Annotated in this window: 22 protein-coding genes and 1 tRNA gene; 12 read left to right on the forward strand and 11 right to left on the reverse strand. The window is 61.2% G+C overall.

Annotation, left to right across the window (positions count from 1 at the left end):
• Positions 1-3 precede the first annotated feature (3 nt).
• The 3 genes from M2497_RS02430 to bcsQ all read left to right on the forward strand — a co-directional run bounded on the left by M2497_RS02430 (position 4) and on the right by bcsQ (position 3,668).
• Complete coding sequence (locus M2497_RS02430) at positions 4-1,419, forward strand: MBOAT family O-acyltransferase (protein ID WP_058426322.1); 1,416 nt, start codon at positions 4-6, stop codon at positions 1,417-1,419.
• A gap of 12 nt (positions 1,420-1,431) precedes the next feature.
• Entirely contained in the window at positions 1,432-2,556 is a 1,125-nt protein-coding gene (locus tag M2497_RS02435) for a cell division protein FtsQ (protein WP_248485709.1), read from the forward strand.
• Positions 2,557-2,732: 176 nt separating this feature from the next.
• Entirely contained in the window at positions 2,733-3,668 is a 936-nt protein-coding gene (gene bcsQ, locus M2497_RS02440; RefSeq protein ID WP_248485710.1) for a cellulose biosynthesis protein BcsQ, read from the forward strand.
• Positions 3,669-3,910: 242 nt separating this feature from the next.
• Here bcsQ and M2497_RS02445 read toward each other — a convergent pair whose 3' ends face one another.
• The 5 genes from M2497_RS02445 to M2497_RS02465 all read right to left on the reverse strand — a co-directional run bounded on the left by M2497_RS02445 (position 3,911) and on the right by M2497_RS02465 (position 8,116).
• Positions 3,911-5,098: a methyltransferase gene (locus M2497_RS02445; protein ID WP_248485711.1), complete on the reverse strand. Its 1,188-nt coding sequence runs from the start codon at positions 5,096-5,098 to the stop codon at positions 3,911-3,913.
• The gene (locus M2497_RS02450) at positions 5,079-5,768 is read right to left on the reverse strand and encodes an ABC transporter permease (RefSeq protein ID WP_071497232.1); all 690 of its coding nucleotides are present in this window, start codon (positions 5,766-5,768) and stop codon (positions 5,079-5,081) included. The genes M2497_RS02445 and M2497_RS02450 overlap by 20 nt, the downstream gene beginning before the upstream one ends.
• Before the next feature lie 38 nt (positions 5,769-5,806).
• Entirely contained in the window at positions 5,807-6,502 is a 696-nt protein-coding gene (locus tag M2497_RS02455; protein ID WP_058426326.1) for an ABC transporter permease, read from the reverse strand.
• Between the two features lie 74 nt (positions 6,503-6,576).
• Positions 6,577-7,329 (reverse strand): ABC transporter substrate-binding protein, encoded by a 753-nt coding sequence (locus M2497_RS02460; RefSeq protein WP_003187758.1) that lies wholly within the window; start codon positions 7,327-7,329, stop codon positions 6,577-6,579.
• A 13-nt stretch (positions 7,330-7,342) separates the two neighbouring features.
• Positions 7,343-8,116 (reverse strand): ABC transporter ATP-binding protein, encoded by a 774-nt coding sequence (locus M2497_RS02465; protein ID WP_012721734.1) that lies wholly within the window; start codon positions 8,114-8,116, stop codon positions 7,343-7,345.
• A 554-nt stretch (positions 8,117-8,670) separates the two neighbouring features.
• On the opposite strand from M2497_RS02465, the gene gabP reads away from it, so the two are divergent.
• Positions 8,671-10,062: a GABA permease gene (gene gabP, locus M2497_RS02470; protein WP_033896896.1), complete on the forward strand. Its 1,392-nt coding sequence runs from the start codon at positions 8,671-8,673 to the stop codon at positions 10,060-10,062.
• Positions 10,063-10,106: 44 nt separating this feature from the next.
• Here gabP and M2497_RS02475 read toward each other — a convergent pair whose 3' ends face one another.
• Both M2497_RS02475 and M2497_RS02480 read right to left on the reverse strand, forming a co-directional pair.
• Entirely contained in the window at positions 10,107-10,520 is a 414-nt protein-coding gene (locus M2497_RS02475) for a hypothetical protein (protein WP_248485712.1), read from the reverse strand.
• A 25-nt stretch (positions 10,521-10,545) separates the two neighbouring features.
• Positions 10,546-11,511, reverse strand: coding sequence for an alpha/beta fold hydrolase (locus M2497_RS02480; RefSeq protein WP_248485713.1), 966 nt, complete (start codon positions 11,509-11,511; stop codon positions 10,546-10,548).
• 178 nt (positions 11,512-11,689) lie between these two features.
• Between M2497_RS02480 and M2497_RS02485 the strand changes: the two genes are divergently transcribed.
• The 3 genes from M2497_RS02485 (at position 11,690) to M2497_RS02495 (ending at position 15,055) form a co-directional block, all read left to right on the forward strand.
• Positions 11,690-12,655, forward strand: a complete 966-nt coding sequence (locus tag M2497_RS02485; protein ID WP_248485714.1) for an arsenic resistance protein — start codon at positions 11,690-11,692, stop codon at positions 12,653-12,655.
• Positions 12,656-12,742: 87 nt separating this feature from the next.
• Positions 12,743-14,335: a hypothetical protein gene (locus M2497_RS02490; protein ID WP_248485715.1), complete on the forward strand. Its 1,593-nt coding sequence runs from the start codon at positions 12,743-12,745 to the stop codon at positions 14,333-14,335.
• A 159-nt stretch (positions 14,336-14,494) separates the two neighbouring features.
• Positions 14,495-15,055 (forward strand): hypothetical protein, encoded by a 561-nt coding sequence (locus M2497_RS02495; protein WP_248485716.1) that lies wholly within the window; start codon positions 14,495-14,497, stop codon positions 15,053-15,055.
• A 167-nt stretch (positions 15,056-15,222) separates the two neighbouring features.
• Here the strand turns inward: M2497_RS02495 and M2497_RS02500 are convergent.
• The 4 genes from M2497_RS02500 to M2497_RS02515 all read right to left on the reverse strand — a co-directional run bounded on the left by M2497_RS02500 (position 15,223) and on the right by M2497_RS02515 (position 18,945).
• Positions 15,223-15,298, reverse strand: a tRNA-Phe gene (locus M2497_RS02500).
• Positions 15,299-15,401: 103 nt separating this feature from the next.
• Positions 15,402-15,674, reverse strand: a complete 273-nt coding sequence (locus tag M2497_RS02505) for an oxidative damage protection protein (RefSeq protein WP_028615361.1) — start codon at positions 15,672-15,674, stop codon at positions 15,402-15,404.
• Positions 15,671-16,738 (reverse strand): A/G-specific adenine glycosylase, encoded by a 1,068-nt coding sequence (gene mutY, locus M2497_RS02510; protein WP_248485717.1) that lies wholly within the window; start codon positions 16,736-16,738, stop codon positions 15,671-15,673. The genes M2497_RS02505 and mutY overlap by 4 nt, the downstream gene beginning before the upstream one ends.
• Positions 16,735-18,945: an AsmA family protein gene (locus M2497_RS02515; protein WP_248485718.1), complete on the reverse strand. Its 2,211-nt coding sequence runs from the start codon at positions 18,943-18,945 to the stop codon at positions 16,735-16,737. The genes mutY and M2497_RS02515 overlap by 4 nt, the downstream gene beginning before the upstream one ends.
• 325 nt (positions 18,946-19,270) lie before the next feature.
• On the opposite strand from M2497_RS02515, the gene M2497_RS02520 reads away from it, so the two are divergent.
• From M2497_RS02520 to hisA, 5 genes are all read left to right on the forward strand, one after another.
• Complete coding sequence (locus M2497_RS02520) at positions 19,271-20,932, forward strand: OFA family MFS transporter (protein WP_248485719.1); 1,662 nt, start codon at positions 19,271-19,273, stop codon at positions 20,930-20,932.
• Between the two features lie 250 nt (positions 20,933-21,182).
• A complete protein-coding gene (gene hisB / locus M2497_RS02525) occupies positions 21,183-21,776 on the forward strand; it encodes an imidazoleglycerol-phosphate dehydratase HisB (RefSeq protein WP_017849940.1) in 594 nt (197 codons plus the stop codon).
• Positions 21,776-22,414: an imidazole glycerol phosphate synthase subunit HisH gene (gene hisH, locus M2497_RS02530; RefSeq protein WP_248485720.1), complete on the forward strand. Its 639-nt coding sequence runs from the start codon at positions 21,776-21,778 to the stop codon at positions 22,412-22,414. Before hisB ends, hisH begins: the two co-directional genes overlap by 1 nt.
• Complete coding sequence (locus M2497_RS02535; RefSeq protein ID WP_071492426.1) at positions 22,415-22,672, forward strand: DUF2164 domain-containing protein; 258 nt, start codon at positions 22,415-22,417, stop codon at positions 22,670-22,672.
• A 39-nt stretch (positions 22,673-22,711) separates the two neighbouring features.
• Complete coding sequence (gene hisA / locus M2497_RS02540; protein WP_248485721.1) at positions 22,712-23,449, forward strand: 1-(5-phosphoribosyl)-5-[(5-phosphoribosylamino)methylideneamino]imidazole-4-carboxamide isomerase; 738 nt, start codon at positions 22,712-22,714, stop codon at positions 23,447-23,449.
• Positions 23,450-23,458: the final 9 nt, after the last annotated feature.

Genomic DNA, 23,458 nt, shown 5'->3' on the forward strand with positions numbered 1-23,458 from the left:
ACCATGGTCTTTGCCTCACTCGAATTCCTCACGCTGTTCCTGCCGGCCTTCCTGTTGATCTACGCGCTGGCTCGTCCGAGCTGGCGCAACGTCATCCTGTTGATCGGCAGCTGGTTGTTCTACGGCTGGTTGAGCCCGCTGTTCCTGTTCCTGCACATGGTGTTGACCGTGGTGGCATGGGTCGGCGGCTTGCTGGTGGACCGCTCCCGTGAGGACGGCAAAGGCCGCGTGCGCCTGTTGATCGCGTTGATCGTGTTCAACACGGCGGTGCTGTGTTGGTACAAGTACGCCAACATCGTCGCCGGCACGGTGAGCGAGGTGATCACCTGGTACGGTGCGATGCCGCTGGACTGGCAGCGCGTGGCCTTGCCGGCCGGCTTGTCGTTCATCGTGTTGCAGGCGATTTCCTACCTGGTGGATGTGCACCGGCATACGGTGCCGGTGGAGCGCAGCTTCATCAACTACGCCACCTATATCTCGATGTTCGGCCACTCGATTGCCGGCCCGATCATCCGTTACGACTGGGTTCGCCGCGAGCTGAACCAGCGCTATTTCAACTGGACGAATTTCTCCCTCGGCGCGCGGCGCTTCATGATCGGCATGGGCATGAAAGTGCTGGTGGCCGACACCTTGTCGCCGCTGGTGGACATCGCCTTCCACCTGGAAAACCCCAGCCTGGTGGACGCCTGGATCGGTTGCCTGGCGTATTCGCTGCAACTGTTCTTCGACTTCGCCGGCTACAGCGCCATGGCCATCGGCCTGGGCCTGATGCTGGGCTTCCACTTCCCGGAGAACTTCAACCGGCCGTACCTGGCCAGCAGCATCCAGGATTTCTGGCGGCGCTGGCATTTGTCGTTGTCCAGCTGGTTGCGCGACTACCTGTACATCGCCCTGGGTGGTAACCGCGATGGCGTGTGGCGCACCTATCGCAACCTGTTCCTGACCATGGCGATCGCCGGCCTGTGGCACGGCGGCGACAGTTGGAACTACCTGCTGTGGGGTTCGGCTCACGGCGTGGCGTTGTGCGTCGACCGTGCGTGGTCGCGTTCGAGCCTGCCGAGCATCCCGCCGGTGTTGTCGCACATCCTGACCTTGCTGTTTGTGTGCCTGGCCTGGACCTTGTTCCGTGCGCCGGACTTCCATTCGGCACTGACCATGTACGCCGGCCAGTTCGGCCTGCACGGCATGGCCTTGGGTGACGCGATGGCCGTGGCCATGCGCCCGGCCCATGGCATGGCGGCGTTGCTGGGCCTGGTGTGCATCATCGCGCCGATCTGGCAGGTGCGTTGCGAACAGCGCTTCGGCACCCAGCCGTGGTTTGTGCTGGCGGCTTCGCTGTGGCCGGTGGCCGGGTTTGTGTTGTCGTTCGCGCTGATCGCCAGCCGCGACGCCGTACCGTTTCTGTACTTTCAGTTTTAAGGACGCCCGACCATGCCTGCTCCTACTGCGCCCACGCCTCCGAGTGAACTGGCCGTCCGCACCAGCCCCCTGGCGGCCTGGGTGCTGGTGCCCTTCTTGGCGGCGGGGCTGCTGTCCTGCGCCTGGTTGATGGTGAAGGGCCCGATCAGCTTTGTGCCGGCCAAGGTCGACAGCGACATGCTGCTGCACGGCGACCTGACCCACCGTTTCGCCAAGGAACTGGCCAAGGCGCCGATGGCGATCCAGGCCGCCAACCTGGAGCGCGGCGGCAGCTGGCTGGCGTTCGGTGATACCGGGCCACGGGTACGTCAGGGTTGCCCGGGCTGGCTGTTTATCAGCGATGAACTGCGCATCAACCGGCATGCCGAGGCCAATGCCCAGACCAAGGCCCAGGCGGTGATCGACCTGCAAAAACAACTGGGTCAAAAAGGCATCGACCTGCAAGTGGTGGTGGTGCCGGACAAGAGCCGCATCGCCGCTGCCGAACGTTGTGGCCTGTACCGCCCGGCGGTGCTCGACGGCCGCATTCAGGACTGGACCAAACGGCTGCAAGCTGCCGGCGTTTCCGCGCTGGACCTGACCGACACCTTGAAGCCCCTGGGCGCCAATGCCTACTTGCGCACCGACACCCACTGGAGCGAAATCGGTTCCAACGCTGGCGCCCAGGCGCTCGCGCAGCGCATCCGGCAGCGCGGCATCCAGGCAACGCCGGAGCAGACCTTCCATATCACCCAGGCGCCCCTCGCCGTACGCCCGGGTGACTTGGTGCGCCTGGCCGGTCTGGATTGGTTGCCGCCCAAGTTGCAGCCGCCAGGGGAGTCGGTCGCGGCCAGCACCGCCCATGAAACCGGCGGCGCAACCAGCAACGCCGACGACCTGTTTGGCGACGCCGGCCTGCCCAATGTGGCGTTGATCGGCACCTCGTTTTCGCGCAATTCCAACTTTGTCGGCTTCCTGCAAAAAGCCCTGAATGCGCCGGTCGGCAATTTCAGCAAGGACGGGGGCGAGTTCTCGGGGGCGGCCAAGGCCTATTTCGAAAGCCCGGCCTTCAAGCAAACACCGCCCAAGCTGTTGATTTGGGAGATACCGGAGCGGGATCTGCAAACACCCTACGATACGATCGCGCTTGGTCAGTAATTTGACGATTTGCCGTTTGTCTAAAAAATGTACAGCTTTCTCATCAAAATAATGACACTTTTGCGCGCCTGAAGCAGACTGCTTGCACTAGGGCGACCACAAAAAGACCTGCGGTAAGCAGTCGTATCAGCTGACCTTTTCACGTCTTTGGGCTTCGCCGTGATGAGGAATTCGCTATGAGCTTTACTGATGGTCTGCTTGTGTTGCTTGGAAAAGATGTCAGCCGTGACGTTCAGGGGTTGAATGCGCGGCTGCATTTTTTTGGCAGCATCCCGGTGGATGACGGCACGCCGTTTCCCGCGCAAACCCCCAGTGCGAATGCACAGTCCCAGCCGGTGGATAAGGCTGTGCGGCGTGCGTGCGTGGTGGCATTGGTGTCGGTCAATGGTGGAGTGGGGCGCAGTACCCTGGCCACCGCGTTGAGCAGCGGCCTGCAGCGCCTGGGTGAATCAGTGGTCGCCGTCGACCTGGACCCGCAGAACGCGCTGCGCATGCACTTCGGCGTCAGTCCGGGTTCGCCGGGTATCGGCCCGAGCAGCCTGCGCAATGCGCACTGGGACGCTCTCCAGCAGCCCGGCTTTGTCGGCAGTCGCGTGATCACCTTTGGCGACACCGACCTGCGTCAGCAAGACGACCTGCAACGCTGGCTCAAGCATGAGCCGGATTGGCTGGCGCAACGCCTGTCCGCCTTGGACCTGAGCGCCCGTCATACCGTGATCATCGACACCCCCGCCGGTAATAACGTCTATTTCCATCAAGCCCTGAGCGTGGCCGATGTGGTGTTGGTGATCGCCCAGGCAGATGCTGCATCCCTGGGCACCCTGGACCAACTCGACGTGCTGTTGGCGCCACACCTTGAGCGCGAGCGTGCACCACACGTGCATTTTGTGATCAACCAACTGGATGAAGACAATGCCTTCAGCCTGGACATGGTCGAGGCTTTCAAGCAGCGCCTGGGCGCTAAAGAACCACTGGAAGTGCACCGCGACCTGGCGATCAGCGAGGCGTTGGCGTTTGGTACCGACCCCTTGGACAGCCAGGCATTGACCTTGGCCGGGGACGATATCAATGAGATTTGCCGGCTGTTGATAGCGCGCAGAAAACAACGGTAAAGCGCGCTTTTATACGCTTGACGCCAGATGCTTATGCACAATTGGTTGGATGCACCTGTCACCCAACCGCCATTTTGTGGAGCCGTTCTCATCACGCTGCAACTGCCTGTTTTGCGTGCGTTTTATTTTGTGAACAAAAAATGACCAGCCTGGCTTTTGGCCTGTAGCGCAGATGCCTACAGGCTCCGTAAAGAATCCATCAACAGAGTTATCCACAGGCTGCACTGCGACAATTTTGCCCTCTAATCGCGCTCGGCAAGCACCATCAAGTTGCGCGGTGTCAGTGCGGGATCGCAGAAGGTGCCTACGTCGACCTTGTAGCCGTTCTCGCTGAGAAACAATGCCCGATCCAGCACCAGCCACACCTCCAGCGGGCGCCGAAACAGACCACGCACCAACTCCAGGTTTCTCACCTCAGCCAGGCGGCGCCAGCCGTGGGCCTCCAGCGCCGCCCAATCCGGTTCACCTGTGGATAACCCTTTGAGGTTCGCCAGCTCCCGGCAGTAGTCGGCGAAGGGCTTGTCCAGCCAACTGGCGGGCAGGGACGGTGTGGGCAGGTACTCGTCGAGGTTGCGCAGTTCGCGTTGCAGTTGGTCGAAGCCCAGGCGCCGTGCCATGGACGTATCGCGTTGCAAGCGCACGCGTTTGCCGGCGGTGACGGTTTCGCTCAACGGCAGGCCGAGGTCATCGAGGGACAGTTGCAGGGTCGAAGCACGGCCTCGTTTGGACAATGGCTGGTAAGTGTCGGCATTGATGCGGTTGTAGCAGCACGGCGCCAGCGCCAGCTGCTTGCAGCCGACCGCGCTGGCCAGTTGCAGCAGGCGCACATGCAGGTCGCCACAGGCGTGCAGGGCGACGGGGGTGTGTTCGGCGCGGATCGCCACATCGGCCATCACGTCTTGCAGGCGATGGGTGGCGGGCAGGCCGTGGTGATCGCTCAAGGCCTGGCCCGCCGCGATCAGTGCGGGGTCGTATTCCAGGCAGGTCAGGGCTTGATCGGCGTGCACCAGCCGGCGGCCCAGGTGGCCCTTGCCTGAACACCAGTCCAGCCAGTGGGTGGTGGCTTGCGCAAACAGCAGCGCACTGCCGAAGGCTTCAATTTGCTCCCACTTGCGACCTGGAACATCGACATTCAGGCGATGGCGAGCGGGAGCCAGGGGCTGCGTCGGTAACTTATCCACAGCACTGATCGCGCGAGCTTGCGCGGCGAGCTGCGCAAACGGTGCCGGTGCCGGCAGGTCATGGGGGTGGTTGTGACAGGTTTCGGCATCGTCCAACGAGCGCTGTCGCAGCCACTGTGCGAGTTCGGGGTGCTGGGTTTCCCAAGGCAAGTACAGATGAGTAAAGGGCCGTGGTTTCCACAGCCCTTGGTGCTCGAACAGGAACGCATCCAGCGCCTGGAAGCGTGCCTCAACGTCCTTGGCAGGCATCGACGCGCAGCCAGCGTTCCAGCAGTTTGAAGGCGCGTACCAGCACGTAGGCCATCAACAGGTAGAACAGGCCCGCAGCGAAGAAGATCTCTACCGGCAAGTAGGTACGGGCAATGATGGTCCGTGCCATGCCGGTCAGTTCCAGCAGGGTGACGGTACTGGCCAGGGCGCTGGCCTTGAGCATCAGGATCACTTCGTTGCTGTACGCCGGCAGGCCGATGCGCGAGGCACGCGGCAGGATGATGTAGAACAGCGTCTTCGGCTTGGACATACCCAGCGCACGTGCGGCTTCGATCTCGCCGGGCGGGATGGCCTGGATCGCGCCGCGCAGGATCTCGGCGATATAGGCGGCGGTGTGCAAGGTCATGGTGGCGGTGGCGCACCAGAACGGATCGCGCAGGTAGGGCCACATGAAGCTCTCGCGCACTGCATCGAACTGCGCCAGGCCGTAGTAGACCAGGAACAACTGCACCAGCAGCGGCGTGCCACGGAAGAAGAAAATATAGGCATAGGGCAGGGCGCTGACGTACCAGCGGCGTGAAGACCGGGCGATACCCAGCGGGATCGCCAGCAACAGGCCGGCGATCACTGCAATGGCGACCAGCTCCAGGGTCAGGATGGCGCCCTGGGCCAGCTTGGGCAGCCACTTGATGATCACGGCCCAGTTCAGGCCCAGGTCGAAATGCGCCAGCCAGCTGTAGTCGCCGCTCATTGGGTGCTCCTTGCAAAGCCGCGGGCGGCGCGTTTTTCCAGGAAGTGCATGCCGGTCATGGCCAGCACGGTGAGGCCCAGGTACATGAAGGCGGCGACCATGAAGAAGGTGAAGGGCTGCTTGGTGACGGTCACGCCGATCTGCGCATGGCGCATGATTTCTTCCAGGCCGATCACCGATACGAGGGCGGTGTCCTTCATCAGGATCATGAACAGGTTGCCCAGGCCCGGCAGGGCGATGCGCCACATCTGCGGCATGATCAGCCGGGTGAAGATCCGCAACTTCGACATCCCCAAGGCGACACCGGCTTCACGGTGGCCCTTGGGAATGGCGAGGATCGCGCCACGGAACACTTCCGTTGCGTAGGCGCCAAAGCACAGGCCCAGGGCGATCACCCCGGCGGCAAAGGCGCTGAGGGAAAGGTCGGGGTTGCCGAAGAACTCACCGAGGGCACGCATCAGGTTGACCGTGCCGAAGTAAATCAGCAGCACCCACAGCAATTCGGGAATGCCACGCACGATGGTCGAATACGCACCGCCCACCCATTGCAGCGGCTTGTACGGCGAAGTCTTGGCCAAGGCCCCGGCAAGGCCGAGCACCAGCCCCAGGCACAGGGCCGTGAGCGCCAGTTTGACGGTCATCAGCGCGCCAGCGGCAAGCGCCGGGCCGAATCCGTAGAGATCGAAATTCATGGTGTTTTCATATCGCGGCAGGCATTGCAAAAAGCCGACGCGCTCAACTGAGCGCGCCGGGCATACCGTTCAGATCATTCGATGCTGAACGGGAAGTACTTGTCGTTGATCTTCTTGTAGGTGCCGTCTGCCTTGATCTCTGCCAGGGCTTTGTTCAGGCGCTCGCGCAGTGGGTCGCCCTTGCGCACGGCGATACCGATCTTGTCGCTTTCTACCACCGGGTCGCCCTTGAACTCGTAGGCCGAACCGTCTTTGCTCTTGAGCCATTCGTACTGCACGTACTTGTCGGCGAGGATGCCGTCCAGGCGACCGGAGGTCAGGTCGAGGTAGGCGTTTTCCTGGGTGTCGTACAGCTTGGCTTCGGTATCCGGCAGCTTGTCTTCCAGGTAGGTGCCGGCCAGCGTCGCGCGTTGTGCACCGATGACCTTGCCTTTCAGGTAAGCCGCGTCGGTCTTGAAGTCGGCGGTGGCTTTAGGCGCGATGAATTGCAGCTTGTTGGAGTAGTACGGGTCGGTGAAGTCGACGGCTTGCTTGCGCTCGTCGGTGATCGACAGCGAGGACACCAGGAAGTCGAACTTCTTGGCGTTCAGGGCCGGGATGATGCCGTCCCAGTCGGACACATACACTTCGCATTTCTCGACTTTCATCTTGGCGCACAGGGCGTCGCCGATGTCTTTGTCGAAGCCGACCACGTTGCCGCTCGCGTCTTTGTTGTTGAACGGCGGGTAGGCGGCTTCGATCCCCATTTTCAAGGTTTCTGCCATGGCCGTGGCGCTGAACGCCATCGAGACGGCCGCGGCCAGAAGAAATTTTTTATAGTTCTGCATGCATGTTGCTCCGTTAGCGGTTGCTGGACATGAATTGTTTGCAGCGCGCCGAAAGCGGGTTTTCAAACACCTGCTGTGGCGATCCTTGCTCTTCGACCAGGCCCTGGTGCAGGAACACCACCTCACTGGACACCTGGCGGGCGAAGCCCATTTCATGGGTGACCAGCAGCATGGTGCGACCTTCTTCGGCCAGCGCGCGGATCACATTAAGTACTTCCTGAACCATTTCCGGGTCAAGCGCGGAAGTGGGCTCGTCGAACAGGATGACTTTAGGCTGCATCGCCAGGGTGCGCGCGATGGCCGCCCGTTGTTGCTGGCCACCGGACAATTGCGCGGGGTAGGCGTGGCGCTTGTCGGCGATACCGACCTTGTCCAGCAGGGCTTCGGCGACTTCGATGGCTTCGGCCTTGCTTTGGCCGAGCACGCGGCGCGGGGCCTCGATGATGTTGTCGAGGATGCTCATGTGCGGCCACAGGTTAAAGTTTTGAAACACAAAACCGATTTCGCTGCGCAGGCGGTTGATCTGCTTGCCGTCGGCGGCCATCAGTTCGCCGTTTTTCGCGGCCTTGAGCTTGAGTTCTTCGCCGGCTACCAGGATCTGGCCCTGGTGTGGGTTTTCCAGCAGGTTGATGCAGCGCAGGAAGGTGGACTTGCCGGAACCGGAGGAACCCAGGATCGAGATCACATCGCCGTCGCGAGCGGTCAGCGAGATACCTTTGAGTACCTCCAGCTCACCATAGCGTTTATGCAAGTTGCGGATTTCAAGCGCGGGCGTGGCCTCGGCCATGTGGGGTCCTCATTGTGTTCGTTGCAATCCTGCTGTTGGGCCGCCTTCCTGGCGAGGCGCCAAGCTAGCATAGCGTCCTGATGGCAGCCAACAGCGCGGCCGGCGGTAAACCGGTGGTGTGCGGCGGGGTGTCGCATCGGCACAGCAGCGTGTCGCGCCATCAACAACCGAACAACCGTTTGAACCCGGAAAACCGCAGGCTTTGCGTAAAAAAGGGCGCGATGGTGCCAGCTTTGGCCGGGTGTTGGAAGGGTTAACCGGGCAAACGGTGCATATCAGCCCTTTTGTGGGGCGTCACGTACTTTTTGTGTGTGTTTATGGTGCGTTTATTCGTCTTCAATGTGGGTCGCACGGTAACGCTATAGCGGAATGCCATTGTTCTCAATGACTTGCGATGGTTGTTGAATCGTCCTACAGCCCGCGTCAATCGCGGCTCTGTAACATTTTGGCGCAAATCTTGCGTAAAAAATAAAGAACGCCCTGTTGGTTTCTTTTCACGAGAAAGATCCCGGGCCGGGTGGACCGTTTTCGCAATTCCTCGCAAAGGTGTGTCAATGAGTAGTACGCAAAGCTCCAATGACCTCGAACAGGGGCTCAAACCGCGTCACGTCACCATGCTGTCGATTGCCGGCGTCATCGGTGCCGGTCTGTTTGTCGGCTCCGGCCACGCGATTGCTGCCGCCGGCCCGGCCGTACTGCTGGCGTATGCCGCGGCGGGCACGCTGGTGGTATTGGTGATGCGCATGCTGGCCGAAATGGCCGTGGCGTCGCCGGACACCGGTTCGTTCTCCACTTATGCCGACCGTGCGATTGGCCATTGGGCCGGCTTTACCATCGGCTGGTTGTACTGGTGGTTCTGGGTCTTGGTGATTCCTTTGGAAGCCAACGCCGCCGCGACCATCCTGCATGCCTGGTTCCCGGATGTGGCCATCTGGGCCTTTACCCTGATCATCACCTTGCTGCTGACGGCGACCAACCTGTTCAGCGTGAAGAACTACGGCGAGTTCGAGTTCTGGTTCGCGTTGATCAAGGTCGTGGCGATCGTGGGCTTCGTGATCCTCGGCTTGGCGGCGATCTTCGGTTTCCTGCCGACCAGCCAGGTCAGCGGCGTTTCGCACTTGTTCGACACCCAAGGCTTTATGCCCAACGGCATGGGCGCTGTGTTGGCTGCGATCTTGACCACCATGTTTTCCTTCATGGGCACCGAGATCGTCACCATCGCCGCCGCTGAATCGAAGAACCCAGGCCAGCAAATCACCAAGGCCACCAACTCGGTGATCTGGCGGATCGGTTTGTTCTACCTGCTGTCGATTTTCATCGTGGTGTCTCTGGTGCCTTGGAACGATCCGACCCTGGCGGCCGTAGGTTCCTACCAGACCGTGCTGGAGCGCATGGGTATCCCGAACGCCAAGCTGATCGTCGACCTGGTGGTGCTGGTTGCCGTAACCAGTTGCTTGAACTCGGCGCTCTACACCGCTTCGCGCATGCTGTTCTCACTGGGCCGTCGCGGCGATGCACCGGCTGTGGCCAAGCGTACCAACAAGAGCGGCACGCCTTACTGGGCGGTGTTGCTGTCCACCGGCGCGGCGTTCCTGGCGGTATTCGCCAACTACGTAGCCCCGGCGGCGGTGTTCGAGTTCCTGCTGGCCAGCTCCGGCGCCATCGCGCTGCTGGTGTACCTGGTGATCGCAGTGTCGCAGCTGCGCATGCGCCAGAAACGCACGGCGGCGGGCGAAAAGATCGTCTTCAAGATGTGGCTGTTCCCTGGCCTGACCTATGCGGTGATGGTGTTCATCGTGGGGACGTTGACCATCATGCTGTTCCAGGAAGCGCACCGGGTCGAGATCATCGCGACCGGCGTGCTGAGCTTGCTGGTAGTGGCGGCGGGGCTGATTGTGGCGAGTCGTCGCAAGGCACAGCGGGTGGGTGCAGCGGTACTTAACTGACCCAATGTGGGAGGGGGCTTGCCCCCTCCCACTTTGTTTTCGCGTCAGGCTTCTGGGTTGATCAGCGCCTGGGACGCCGCGACGTAATCCGCCTGAAACGCCGGTGACTCGATCCATGCCAGTGCAGCCGCCTCATCATCGGTATCCGTCGCCCACTGTCGATACTCGATCAGCGCTGCGAGGATGAAATCGGTGGCTTGCTCTTCACCTTCCTGCTCCAGCACCAGCGCCAACAGCGGGTGCGCCAGGAATGCCGCGCACAAAGCCTGCTGGCTGGTTTCGCCTGCAGTGCGCATCTCGATGAACATCTCCGTTAAATCCACCGACTCCAAGTCGATGCGGCTGTCATCGCCGGCAAATGCATCCGGTTTGACTGCGACGGCGCGCTGGGTGCGGTTCTGCTTGGCCTTGGCCTTTGCCCGGTGGGCGCGTTTTTGCTGCTTGTTCGGCGAGGCCATGGGGTTGGCGTCCTAGGGTTCTGAGTCAGGGTGGAGTATTGAAGCGCAGGTTGGGGGAAATCCCAAGGGTATCCGCGGCCAATTGACCGTTTTGAAGCCACGCCAATGCAATCGGCCACAACCGGTCCTGATATTCGCTGCGGAAAAAAGCGAAATGCCCGACCTGGTTTTCGCCGATGTCTTCCGGCGCTATGCGCAGATGCGTACGTTCGCTGCCGTCAAAATAACCCAGTAACCGCTCAATGGCCGCCACGGTGCCGAAGGGGTCATCCGTGATGCTGATCGCCAGTATCTGCGCCTTCACACGGCTGAAGGGCAGGTCGCCCAGCGCTCGGCCGCTGGGGCGTGTTTCATATCGGGGAGTCGGCGTGCTCCAGTCGCGCACTACGCCGGCTGGCGTATCTTCCAGCCAGCCCAGGCGCTTGCCGGGGAAGTATCCGCACAGTGCCGTCAGCAGCGGCATTACCACATGCCACTTGGCAAACATGCGCCAGCGTCCGCTCGGCGCGTAATCGCGCCAGTAGGCGAACTGCGCGCCTACCGTGACGATCCGACGAATAACCGCGCCCGACTCCCCTAGCCCAGCCGCGCAACCGCCAAAGCTGTGGCCGACTACGTCAATCGGCTGGCCCGGGAATTCTCGTTGCGCCCGTTTGAGCATCGCCTCGAAATCCAGCACGCCCCAATCCGACCACGAGGCCTGGAAGTGGCGCAGCGAGCCGTTGCGGGATTCGCCGATGCCACGGTAGTCGTAGGTGATGACATCTAGGCCGTTGGCGAACAGGTAGTCGGCGAAGCGAGCGTAGTGGCGGCAGCGTACGGAGGTGGCGGCGTTGATGATCACCACCGGGCGTGCGGGGTCGGTCCTGATATGGCGCCAGGTGAAGCCGCCCAGGATATGGCCGTCGGCGGCGGGTTCCTTGAAGGGGGCGCTGTGATCGCGTGCGGGCGGGGCCGGACGCAATTGTAAAGAGGCGTCGTTCAAATTCATTGGTTTCTCGACCCTGATCGGTTCTTGTTTTTTTAGTAACAGTTGGTCAGTTTGCCAGTACTTGCGCTGTCATTTGGTGGTTTATCAAATGACGGATTGGATCGCCTGCTTACGTCGCTCGACCTGGAGCCGGTATATACATAACCTTGCGCTCTTTCGATTCGACAAGAACCACCTTATGACCCGCGATACCCTCGAACACAACCAGATTCCGATCTACCTCGTCACTGTGTTGCTGGCCGTCGTTTTCGGTCTGCTTCCACTCTCATTCACCCACGAACTCAGCGCACTGGTCACCCCCGCCATCGCCGTGCTGATGTACGCGATGTTCCTGCAAATACCGTTTCTCGACCTGCGCCAAGGCTTGGGTAACAAGCGCTTCCTGTCCGCCTTGCTGCTGGCCAACTTCATCCTGGTGCCCTTGCTGGTGTGGGCCTTGACCCAAAGCCTGCTGGGGCGCCCGGCGTTGCTGGTCGGCGCGTTGCTGGTGTTGCTGACGCCCTGCATCGACTACGTGGTGGTGTTTACCCATATCGGCAAGGGCGATTCGCGGCTGATGCTGGCGGCGACGCCGGTGCTGTTGCTGCTGCAGTTGGCGCTGCTGCCGTTATACCTGGGGTTGATGCTGGGGCCGCAGTCTGAGGTCGTGGTGGCGGCGGGGCCATTCGTCGAGGCATTCCTGTTGTTGATTGTGCTGCCGATGATTCTGGCAGTGCTCACGACTTTCCTGGCGCGGCGGTCATCTGTCTTCAACGCGTGGAGCAGCGCCTGGGCATGGTTGCCCGTACCCGCGATGGCGCTGGTGTTGTTTGTGGTGATCGGTTCTCAAATCACTTCAGTGGTGCGGGATATCAACCTGCTGTTGCCGGTGATTCCGGTGTATATCGGCTTCCTGTTGCTGGCCCCGTTGATGGGGGCGCTGGCGTCGCGGCTGTTTGCACTCCCTGCTGCAACGGCGCGGGCGGTGACATTCAGCGCGTCAACGCGCAATTCATTGGTGGTGCTGCCCTTGGCACTGGCCCTTCCCGAAGAGGTGCGCGGGTTGGCGGCGACGGCGGTGATCCTGCAAACCCTGGTCGAACTGGTGGGGGAGTTGATTTACGTAAGGTTGATCCCGAAGTGGGTGTGGCCCGCAGGTCGGTAGACGCAGGAATCTTGCAGTCTGTTCAGGCGCTATTCAGCAGGGCGGTCGGCACCATAAGTCGGCGCCCCTTACCTGACAGGTCAACCGATGGATCACCGCAACCGTTTTCGCCTGGAATCCTCAGGGATTTTCCTCTTCGCTCTGTTGTTGTTCACCTTGGGCATCTGGGATCAGCAGCCCCAAGGGTTTGACGGGCGCTGGGCGTTGTTCCTGCAAGAGATGTTTCGCCATGGCGCGAGTTTTTTCCCGACCACCTATGGCCAGCCCTACGCGGATTACCCCGGCACCGCGACCTTCTTCAGCTACGTGTTTGCCCGACTGTTCGGTGCGCCCAACCATCTGGCAAATATCCTGCCGACCGCCCTGGCTTCTGCTGGCGTAGTTGCGGTGGTCTACCGCTTGTTGGTGCCTGCAAGCCGGCCTTGGGCGCTGCTCACGGTGCTGCTGACCTTGCTCACCACCCAACTGCTCGAAAAGTCCCGCTCGGTCTGCCTGGACCAGATGGTGGCGTTGCTCTGTGTAGGTAGTTTCTACCTGCTGCACAGCGGCGGACGCTGGAGGCGGATTGCGGTGTTCCCGCTGTTTGTCCTGGGTTTTGCGATACGCGGGCCATTGGGGTTGATCGAGGTCTGTGGTGTGGTGTGTGTGTATTGGGCGCTGGGCAAGCCTGGCGAGGGCGTGAAACAGGTGCTGATTCACGGCGTTGTCGGCCTGGTGCTGCTGGCAGTGTGTTGGTGGCTGCTGGTGAAGTTGGCGCGTATCAGCGGGGGCGATGCGTTTGCCGATGAAGTATTCAAGATGCAAGTCGGCGGACGCCTGGATGAAACCGGCGAGCCGTTCTACTTCTATTTCCAGCTGAGTCTGTACCGCTACTTCCCGGTAGTGCCGTTGGCGCTGGCCACGATGATTGCCCTGCGTCATCGCTGGCCCGAGCGGTTTGAGGGCGACATGCAATTGGTCGCGCGGCTGGGTGCCTGCGGCTTGATGATCTTGCTCGGGCTGTCGATACCGCACTTCAAGCGCGCTTATTACATCCTGCCCATGGTGCCGATGTTCGCGGCTGTCGCGGCCTATGGGCTGCTCCAGGCGCAAGGCTGGCTTGCGGGTGTGCGCCGCTGCTACGAAGGGCTTGTCGTCGCGCTACCGGCGTTGTGTGTGGTTGCGATCTTTGTGTGTCGGCATGGCTGGCAGAAGCATGGTTACTGGCCGGACGTTTCACTGCCGCTGCTGATTGGCGGGCTGGTGGTGCTGCAAGTGGCGGCGCTGATCGCCTGGCATCGGGTAGGGCGGTTGGTGTGGCTCAGCCTGATCGCGTTGATGGCGCAGTGGGTGTTGTTGGTCACTGTGGTAGAGCCGTCCAAGGATATGCAGTTCGATACCCGCAAGTTTGTCGGCCAAGTGGAGGCGCTGCGTGCCACGCAGCCGGGGCCGCTGGTGTTCATTAATCTCGGCCGGGACACCTGGGCGGTGCGCTACATGATGAACCTGGATCACGATGAGCAGCCCGTATTTATCCGCAGCAATGAGCTTGAGCGGCTGGGCAACTTGCCCCGCCCGGCCTGGGTGATCGTGGCGCGCAAGGAAACCGCGCTGTTGCAGGGAACGCCTGTGGAGCATCTGGCGCCAAGCTTCGAAGGGCGGTTGAACGACAACCCGCTGATGGTGTTTTTGCTGGAGTGAATCAGCACGGACTTCCTGGTCTGGGGGGGGCGTGTGATGGGCGGAGCGAGCCAGGCCTTCTCCAAGTGAATGCGGTTCCCGATAAAGGAAGTATTCAGTGATGCGTTGGGCTACTGTTGCCTGCGCAAAATTCACTGACGCACATTTTCAAGGATTGAAATGAAAGCCACATTGCTCGTGTTATCCGCCTTCCTTCTGCTGCTCTGCGGCTGCACCACGCCGCTGACCTCTGACATGTCCAGCCCTTCAATTGCCGACACCAAAACGGTGGTGTTCGGCGGCAAGACGTTCGTCTTGAAATTCCAGAAGCCGGGTTTGTGGGAGTATTTCCCCGCAGAGGAAAGCATCGATGCCTGGAATGAAATGGTGGACTTTACCGTCGTCCCTCGCGAGATGAACCGCTTCAAGCCCCTCGACCTCGGCAAGCGCGCCATCCAGCTCCACCAGCAAGAAAATCCGAACATGCCGGCGATCCTGCTGACCGACAATAAAACCGGAATCGATTATTCGATGATGTTTTATCCCACGTCATTGCGTAAAGACGGGCAATTCTCGGAAATCAGTTATTTCAAGTATTACAGGGACGGCACCACCGGGCAGACCATCATCTTTCACTTTGCCAGGAATATCCCAAGGTCGAGCAATCCCTCGGAAAGCGCGATAGAGGCCGGCCGGGAAATAGTGCCGCTGATAGAGGCGTTCCCGCTGTATCGGCCCTGATGCCGTTGAGCGGGCAGTACGAATCGATTCCCAGGCGGTGATTGCCGGAAAAGCGTCTACAGGATTTTGGGGGGGATCGCACCCGCTGGTACGACGTAGGGGCGCAATTTTTAAGCCCTGAAACGAGAAAACCCCTGAGACCTTGCGGAATCAGGGGTTTCGGTATTTGGTGCCCAGAGACGGAATCGAACCGCCGACACGGGGATTTTCAATCCCCTGCTCTACCGACTGAGCTATCTGGGCAACGGGGCGCATTAAACGGGTTTTTCAGGGGGTCGTCAAGCAAGTTTTCGAAAAATATTTAATTATTACCGTCGCTTACGTGCTGACCCCGGTTTTTGATCAATTATTGAGCAGGCGGCACGTAGCCGTCGGCCTTGGCGTATTCCTCGCCGGAAAAGAACTTGTCCATCTCGCCCGCCAGGTATTTACGATCTTCGGCGTTCATCATGTTCAGGCGTTTTTCGTTGATCAGCAGGGTCTGGTGTTTCAACCAATCGCCCCAGGCTTTGGCGGAGACATGTTCGAAAATGTCCTGGCCCTTGGCGCCCGGATACGGAGGGCGTTCCAGGCCGGGCAATTCTTCTTTGTACTTGCGGCACATGATGGTGCGGGTCATGACGACACTCCTGCATTCAATACGTCGGCCGCGCGCTTCAGCAGTTTTTTCACCGGGGCGGCAAGGCCCAGGCGCGGCGGGGTGGCGAGGTTATACCAGAGCCAGTCGGCCTCGGCCACGTGATGGGCGGTTTCCTCGACCTGGATCAACCAGGGTTCGATGGCGAGCTGGAAGTGGCTGAAGGTGTGGATCAATCCCGGCAGTTCCTGTTGGTTGCCCAGTTCCAGCGCGTGCTGGTGGGCCAGGTGTTCCAGGTCTTGCAGGTCATCCAGCTCCGGCAAACTCCACAGGCCGCCCCACAAGCCGGTGGAAGGGCGACGGTAAAGCAGGATCGCGCCCTCGGCATTCGCCAGCATCGGCATCAGCGTGCGCTTCTGCGGGATGGTCTTGCGCGGCTTGGGGATCGGGTAGCGCGTCTCCAGGCCGAGCATGTGGGCTTCGCAGCCTTTTTCCAGCGGGCACAGCAGGCAGCTGGGTTTGCTGCGGGTGCAGAGGGTGGCGCCCATGTCCATCATCGCCTGGGTGTAGGCGTTGACGCGGGTCTGGGGCGTGAAGCGCTCTGCGGTGGCCCACAGCTGCTTGGCCACCTTGGGCTCGCCGGGGTAGCCCTCCTGCGCGGTAAAACGCGCCAGCACGCGTTTGACGTTGCCGTCGAGGATCGGCGCACGCAGGCCCATGCTCAGGCTGGCAATCGCGCCGGCGGTGGACAGGCCAATACCAGGCAGCTCGGTGAGCTTTTCGACATCGCGGGGGAACTCGCCGCCGTACTCGGCCACGACAATCTTCGCGGTCTTTTGCAGGTTGCGCGCCCGGGTGTAGTAACCCAGGCCGGTCCAAAGGTGCAGCACTTCATCTTCCGGCGCGGCGGCCAGGGCCTCCACCGTTGGCAATGAAGCCATGAACCGGTCGAAGTAATTGAGCACCGTGCTCACTTGGGTCTGTTGTAGCATGATCTCCGAGACCCACACCCGGTAGGGCGTGATGCCCTGTTGCCAGGGCAGGTCATGGCGACCGTGGCGGTCGTACCAATTGAGCACGGCCTCTGAAAACTGCTCGTTTCTCATCGCTTGAACAGGCCCTTCAACGCGTCTTTAAGCTGCGGGTTTACCTTGTCGAGTTTCTCTTCCAGCTTGTCGCTGAGCTTGTTGCCGGCCGCCTTGATAGCGACCTGGGTCAAGCCGTCCTTGTCCAGGCGGCAGGCCTTGGCACCCAGTTCCAGCGGGCCACGGCAGCGCAGCGGCACTTCGATGCCCTGGAAGTTGGAGCCGACCTGGCAGGCAGGGTCCGGCGTTTCACGCTGGTCACCCTCGACAATGATGCCGACGCGGTAGTCCATGCCCAGCACGCGCAAGTCCACATCACCGTTACCGTTGACGGTCAGGCCCGGGATGCGCACTTTGAGGTCCGGGTTGCTGGCCACACCGTTGCGGAAGGTCAGGTTGCCTTTCAGCTCCTGGAACGGCGTGTCCTTGCCTGGCGGCGTGCTGCTCAGGGTCTTGCGGTTGAGCAGGGCAATGCCGGTGCACAGTTGTTGCTCAAGGTTGGCGTTGAGCAGCACGCCGTTGTTGATCACAAAGCTGGCGGTGCCGTTGAGGCTGTCGATCAGGGCTTTCTGGCTGTTGCCGCGGCCTGTGAGGTTGCTGTCCAGGGTGATCTGGCCCTTCACCGGCGGGTTCTGCCCTTGGGCTTGCAGGATGCGTTCGACCGGCACCTGCTTGATCCGGCTTTGCAGCGCCAGCACCGGAATGTCCTGACGCACATCGAGGCTGCCGTTGGCCTGGAAGGAGCCGTTGTAGAGGCCGCCGCTCAAGGTGTCGAGCTTGAGTTGGCCATCGACGCCGGACGCCTTGAGCGCCGCATTCTGGATCGGCAATTTGCTCAGGGTCAGTTGGCCGAAGGCGAGGTCGGCGTCCACGTCCAGCGTGCGCAGGCGCGTCAATGGCAGCAGCTTGTCGGTGCTCCAGGCGCCTTTGGTCGGCGCGTCGGGCAGTGGTGTGGTGCCGCCGGCGGCCATGGCGCCGGCTTCGCTGTTCTGCACCTCGGCCTGGCGTGCGGCGCTGGCGCCCTTGGCGGACTCGGACTTGGCCGGCAAGTAGTTGTCGGCGTTGAACGTATCGCCCTTGAGCTGCACACGCAGGGACTGCTTGGCGAAATCGTCCACCGCCAGACGGCCGGTGAAGGTGCTGCCGTCGAGTTTCAGGTTCAGGTCTTCCAGCGCCAGGCTGGTCGGGGTGCCCTTGAGGCGGCTGACCAGTTCGACCTTGCCCAGGCTGCCCTCGGCCATCGGTGGCAGGGGGTGGCCGACGCTGTCGAGGAACTTGGCCAGGTCGAACTGGGCAATGGACAGTGCGCCGCTAAGCTGCGGGATCTTGTCCAGGTCGTTGACCTTCAGCTCGCCCAGGGCGCGCAACTGGTTGGCCGAGAGTTTCAGGTTGGTCCATTCGGCGATATTGGCCGCCTGGTCCACCAGCAATTGGCCCTGGGTGGAGAAGGTCACGGTCTTGCCTTGCAGCGGCTCGCCCGTGGCTTCGCCGGTGATCTTCATGTCTTCCAGCTCATAACGCTTGAGGGCGCGCTGGATGCGCAGGTTGCCATTGAGCTCGGTCTTGACGCGCATCACCGGCTGGTTGGTGCCGAAGAAGGCAGTGAGTTTCACCGGGATACTGGCACCTTCGTGCACAGCGCCGGCGCTCAGCTGGATGCTTTCGGCGCTGAACTGCTTGCCGGTCTGCTCGTCGTTGTATTCGATGCGGGCGTTGTTAATGGTCAGGCTGTCGATGTCCAGCCGGATAGGTTTCGAGGGTTTCTCCGGCTCGGGCTCGGCGGCCTGTTCCACGGCAGCGGGTGCGCTAGCGCTCGGCTCATTGGCGTTCTTGCCGATGTCTTCCCAATCGCCGTGGCCTTGTTTGTCGCGGTTCAGGCGCAGGTTGAGGCCTTCGACACGCACATCGCTCATCTGCACTTCACGACGCAGCAGCGGTAAAACCCGTACCGACAGGCCGAGCATCTGCAAGTCGGCGAACGGTTTGGTTGGGTTGGTCAGGGTCGCCACGCTGGCTTCGTGCAGTTCCAACCCGAGCCAGGGGAACAGGCTCCAGCCGATATCGCCATTGAGCGTCAGCTCGATGTGGGCCTTGTCGCGGGCAATCTGGCGGATCTCGTCTTTATAGTCGTTGGGATCGAAGAGGTGGGTCAGGGCAAAGCCCAGGGCCACAATGATCAGCAACAGCCCGAGAAGTACCAGACCCAGGATTTTGCCGAACGCTTTCATGGGCGAGTCCTTGTATGTCGATTTCAAAATTTAGCCGCAGAGTATAACGCCCGACGGCCTGCGTCAGTGCCCCGATCGTTACATTGTATCCAGGGGCCGGGAAACGGGTTTTTGACGTCAAACAAAGCAGATTTCCTGAAAAAGGTGATGGCAGTTTGGTTTTTCTGTCATCCACAGATGCTAATCTCTGCATGTTCGTCCGCCTTCTGCGACTTAACGTCGCGCCTAAAACGGAGCTTCACTCAACAAAACGGCCACGCTTTGCGTGCAAGGCCGAGGGAGAGAGCGCCTGACGGACACATACTAACAACTGGGGGAAACACCAATGAGCACTAGCACTGCGGCAGCTTCATCTGCCGCGCAGCCTGCGTTCCTGTCCAAGGAACGCATTATCGCCAAGCCCGGCTTCAACCGCTGGCTGGTTCCGCCGGCCGCCTTGGCCATCCACCTGTGCATCGGCATGGCCTACGGCTTCTCGGTGTTCTGGCTGCCACTGTCCAAAGCGCTGGGTATCACCAAACCGGTCGCCTGCGCGCCGGACATGAGCTTTATCGCTCAAGTTTTTTCGTCCCAATGCGACTGGCCCATCTCCATGCTGGGCTGGATCTACACCCTGTTCTTCATCTTCCTGGGCTGCTCGGCAGCGATCTGGGGCGGCTGGCTGGAACATGCCGGGCCACGCAAGGCGGGCGTTGTTTCGGCGCTGTGCTGGTGTGGCGGCCTGTTGATTTCGGCGTTGGGGATCTATACCCACCAGATCTGGCTGATGTGGATCGGCTCCGGGGTCATTGGCGGTATCGGCCTGGGCCTGGGCTATATCTCGCCCGTGTCGACCCTGATCAAGTGGTTCCCGGACAAGCGTGGCATGGCCACCGGCATGGCGATCATGGGCTTCGGCGGTGGCGCGATGGTCGGTGCTCCGTTGGCAGCGGCATTGATGGGCCACTTCGCCACGCCTACCAGCGTGGGTGTGTGGCAGAGCTTCCTGGTGATGGCCGCGATCTACTTCGTGTTCATGATCGGTGGCGCCTTGTCCTACCGCGTTCCGCCGACCGGCTGGAAGCCTGAGGGCTGGACCGCACCGGCGAAAAAAGCCAGCAACGCCATGATCACCCACCGTCACGTGCACGTGAACGTGGCGTGGAAAACCCCGCAATTCCGCCTGGTATGGCTGGTGCTGTGCCTGAACGTCTCCGCCGGTATCGGCATCCTCGGCATGGCTTCGCCCCTGCTGCAGGAAGTGTTCGGCGGCAAGTTGCTGGGCCTGGATGTGCCGTTCGGCCAACTGGACGCCGGGCAACTGGCCTCCATCGCCGCCATTGCGGCGGGCTTCACTGGCCTGTTGAGCCTGTTCAACATCGGTGGCCGGTTCTTCTGGGCGTCGTTCTCCGACTACCTGGGCCGTAAAAACACCTACTTTGTATTCTTCGCCCTGGGCTTTGCCCTGTACGCGCTGATCCCGAACCTGGGGCACCTGGGCAACGTGGCGCTGTTCGTGGCGGCGTTCTGCATCATCCTGTCGATGTACGGCGGTGGTTTTGCGACCGTCCCGGCCTACCTGGCCGACCTGTTCGGTACGCAAATGGTCGGCGCGATCCACGGTCGCCTGTTGACCGCCTGGGCGGCGGCTGGCGTGTTGGGCCCGGTGTTGGTGAACTACCTGCGCGAGTATCAACTGAGCATCGGCGTTGAACGCGCTGCGGCCTATGACATCACCTTGTACATCCTCGCTGGCCTGCTGGTGCTGGGCTTCATCTGCAACCTGCTGGTGCGCCCGGTGGCGGACAAGTACTTCATGACCGACGCCGAACTGGCCGCCGAACAGGCGCTGGGCCATGACAAAGGCGCGGATGCGACCACCTCCCTGGAGTGGAAAGCAGCCCCAGGTACCGTGCCGTTGGCGATTGCCGCCTGGCTGGTAGTGGGTATTCCGTTGGCGTGGGGTGTGTGGGTGACCCTGCAGAAGACCGCAGTCCTGTTCCACTAACACCGCAAAAATTTTGTGGGCGCGGTTCCTGTGGGAGCCGGGCTTGCCCGCGATGGCATCACCTCGGTGCAACTGAAACGCCGAGGTGCCTGCATCGCAGGCAAGCCAGCTCCACAAAAGCTGGTTCTCACATGTATGCACATGTCTATCCCCGACACTCCATCAGTCTTATCCCCTCCGATGTTTCTGTTTGGCGCCCGCGCCCCTATAATGGCTGCCTTTTTCGCCCAATGATTTTGCGGAGCTGGTGATGGCCGAACGTAAGGCGTCCGTCGAGCGCGACACTCTGGAAACCCAGATCAAAGCCTCGATCAACCTGGATGGCACCGGAAAGGCCCGATTTGATATCGGTGTACCTTTTCTTGAGCACATGCTGGACCAGATCGCCCGTCACGGGCTGATCGACCTGGATATCGTCAGCAAGGGCGACCTGCATATCGACGACCACCACACGGTGGAAGACGTTGGCATCACGTTGGGCCAGGCATTTGCCAAGGCCATCGGCGACAAGAAAGGCATCCGTCGCTACGGCCATGCCTATGTCCCGCTGGACGAAGCGCTGTCGCGTGTGGTCATCGACTTCTCCGGCCGTCCAGGCCTGCAGATGCACGTGCCCTACACCCGCGCCACCGTGGGCGGCTTCGACGTCGACCTGTTCCAGGAATTCTTCCAGGGGTTCGTCAACCACGCGCTTGTCAGCCTGCACATCGACAACCTGCGCGGCACCAACACCCACCACCAGATCGAAACCGTGTTCAAGGCTTTCGGCCGCGCCCTGCGCATGGCGGTGGAGCTGGATGAGCGCATGGCCGGGCAAATGCCTTCGACCAAGGGCGTCCTGTAATGCAGACGGTCGCGGTTATCGATTACGGCATGGGTAACCTGCACTCGGTGGCCAAGGCCCTCGAGCACGTAGGGGCCGGCAAGGTGCTGATCACCAGCGAGGCCAACGTGATTCGCGAAGCCGACCGGGTGGTGTTTCCCGGCGTCGGCGCGATTCGCGACTGCATGGCCGAGATCCGCCGCCTGGGCTTTGACAGCCTGGTGCGCGAAGTCAGCCAGGACCGCCCGTTCCTCGGCATCTGCGTGGGCATGCAAGCCTTGCTCGACCGCAGTGAAGAGAACGACGGCGTCGATTGCATCGGCCTGTTCCCTGGGCAAGTGAAGTTCTTCGGCAAGGACCTGCATGAAGACGGCGCCCACCTGAAAGTCCCGCACATGGGCTGGAACCAGGTCAGCCAGACCGTGGATCACCCGCTGTGGCACGACATTCCGGACCTGGCGCGCTTCTACTTCGTGCACAGCTATTACATCGCCGCCGGCAAACCGGGCCAGGTGGTGGGTGGCGGGCACTACGGCGTCGACTTCGCCGCTGCGCTGGCCGAAGGCTCGCGGTTTGCCGTGCAGTTCCACCCGGAGAAGAGCCATACCCATGGCCTGCAATTGCTGCAGAACTTCGCCGCCTGGGACGGGCGCTGGTAAATGGCCCGGAAGCCGAAGCAGCCGGTCTTGAACCTCACGCCTGAACAGGAGAGTGAGGCTACCCTCAAGATCAAGCGTTTCATGGAAGATCGCTTCGAGCTCAAGCTGGGGTCGTTCGAGGTCGCCGAGATCCTCGAACTGTTCACCACCGAAGTGGCTCCGCACTATTACAACAGGGCGATTTTCGACGCGCAGACGCTCCTTAAAGAAAGGTTCGAAAGCATCGAAAGCGACCTGTGGTCGCTTGAGAAACCCTGATTTCCCAAGCATTGCTGAATATCGAATAAGGTTTGCCAGATGCTGATTATCCCCGCTATCGATCTCAAGGACGGTGCCTGCGTACGTCTGCGCCAAGGCCGCATGGAAGACTCCACCGTATTCTCCGATGACCCGGTGAGCATGGCCGCCAAATGGGTGGAAGGGGGCTGCCGTCGTCTGCATCTGGTGGACTTGAACGGCGCCTTCGAAGGCCAGCCAGTGAACGGTGAAGTGGTCACCGCCATTGCCAAGCGTTACCCGAACCTGCCGATCCAGATCGGTGGCGGTATCCGCTCCCTGGAAACCATCGAGCACTACGTCAAGGCCGGCGTGAGCTACGTGATCATCGGCACCAAGGCGGTGAAAGATCCGGCGTTCGTCGCCGAAGCCTGCCGCGCGTTCCCGGGCAAAGTGATCGTGGGCCTGGACGCGAAGGACGGTTATGTTGCCACCGACGGCTGGGCTGAAATCAGCACCGTGCAAGTGATCGACCTGGCCAAACAGTTCGAAGCCGACGGCGTCTCCGCCATCGTTTATACCGACATCGCCAAAGACGGCATGATGCAGGGCTGCAACGTGCCGTTCACTGCTGCGCTGGCTGCCGCGACGAAGATCCCGGTGATCGCTTCCGGCGGCATCCACAACCTGGGTGACATCAAGTCGCTGCTGGATGCCAAGGCACCCGGCATCATCGGCGCCATCACCGGCCGGGCGATCTACGAAGGTACCCTGGACGTCGCCGAAGCCCAGGCTTACTGCGATGCCTACAACGGCTGAGGATTGACC

It is taken from the genome of Pseudomonas sp. CYM-20-01 (assembly GCF_023169845.1).
GTDB classification, from domain to species: Bacteria; Pseudomonadota; Gammaproteobacteria; order Pseudomonadales; family Pseudomonadaceae; genus Aquipseudomonas; species Aquipseudomonas azotoformans.

Excerpts from the sequence above, each read along its gene's own strand:
- hisH (WP_248485720.1), top strand. The coding sequence starts at position 21,776 with ATGCAGACGGTCGCGGTTATCGATTACGGCATGGGTAACCTGCACTCG.
- mutY (WP_248485717.1), bottom strand. The coding sequence starts at position 16,738 with ATGAGAAACGAGCAGTTTTCAGAGGCCGTGCTCAATTGGTACGACCGC.
- M2497_RS02505 (WP_028615361.1), bottom strand. The coding sequence starts at position 15,674 with ATGACCCGCACCATCATGTGCCGCAAGTACAAAGAAGAATTGCCCGGC.
- M2497_RS02475 (WP_248485712.1), bottom strand. The coding sequence starts at position 10,520 with ATGGCCTCGCCGAACAAGCAGCAAAAACGCGCCCACCGGGCAAAGGCC.
- hisA (WP_248485721.1), top strand. The coding sequence starts at position 22,712 with ATGCTGATTATCCCCGCTATCGATCTCAAGGACGGTGCCTGCGTACGT.
- M2497_RS02480 (WP_248485713.1), bottom strand. The coding sequence starts at position 11,511 with ATGAATTTGAACGACGCCTCTTTACAATTGCGTCCGGCCCCGCCCGCA.
- M2497_RS02490 (WP_248485715.1), top strand. The coding sequence starts at position 12,743 with ATGGATCACCGCAACCGTTTTCGCCTGGAATCCTCAGGGATTTTCCTC.
- hisB (WP_017849940.1), top strand. The coding sequence starts at position 21,183 with ATGGCCGAACGTAAGGCGTCCGTCGAGCGCGACACTCTGGAAACCCAG.
- M2497_RS02535 (WP_071492426.1), top strand. The coding sequence starts at position 22,415 with ATGGCCCGGAAGCCGAAGCAGCCGGTCTTGAACCTCACGCCTGAACAG.
- M2497_RS02455 (WP_058426326.1), bottom strand. The coding sequence starts at position 6,502 with ATGAATTTCGATCTCTACGGATTCGGCCCGGCGCTTGCCGCTGGCGCG.
- M2497_RS02445 (WP_248485711.1), bottom strand. The coding sequence starts at position 5,098 with ATGCCTGCCAAGGACGTTGAGGCACGCTTCCAGGCGCTGGATGCGTTC.
- M2497_RS02520 (WP_248485719.1), top strand. The coding sequence starts at position 19,271 with ATGAGCACTAGCACTGCGGCAGCTTCATCTGCCGCGCAGCCTGCGTTC.
- M2497_RS02430 (WP_058426322.1), top strand. The coding sequence starts at position 4 with ATGGTCTTTGCCTCACTCGAATTCCTCACGCTGTTCCTGCCGGCCTTC.
- M2497_RS02485 (WP_248485714.1), top strand. The coding sequence starts at position 11,690 with ATGACCCGCGATACCCTCGAACACAACCAGATTCCGATCTACCTCGTC.
- gabP (WP_033896896.1), top strand. The coding sequence starts at position 8,671 with ATGAGTAGTACGCAAAGCTCCAATGACCTCGAACAGGGGCTCAAACCG.
- M2497_RS02460 (WP_003187758.1), bottom strand. The coding sequence starts at position 7,329 with ATGCAGAACTATAAAAAATTTCTTCTGGCCGCGGCCGTCTCGATGGCG.
- M2497_RS02495 (WP_248485716.1), top strand. The coding sequence starts at position 14,495 with ATGAAAGCCACATTGCTCGTGTTATCCGCCTTCCTTCTGCTGCTCTGC.
- M2497_RS02465 (WP_012721734.1), bottom strand. The coding sequence starts at position 8,116 with ATGGCCGAGGCCACGCCCGCGCTTGAAATCCGCAACTTGCATAAACGC.
- M2497_RS02435 (WP_248485709.1), top strand. The coding sequence starts at position 1,432 with ATGCCTGCTCCTACTGCGCCCACGCCTCCGAGTGAACTGGCCGTCCGC.
- bcsQ (WP_248485710.1), top strand. The coding sequence starts at position 2,733 with ATGAGCTTTACTGATGGTCTGCTTGTGTTGCTTGGAAAAGATGTCAGC.
- M2497_RS02515 (WP_248485718.1), bottom strand. The coding sequence starts at position 18,945 with ATGAAAGCGTTCGGCAAAATCCTGGGTCTGGTACTTCTCGGGCTGTTG.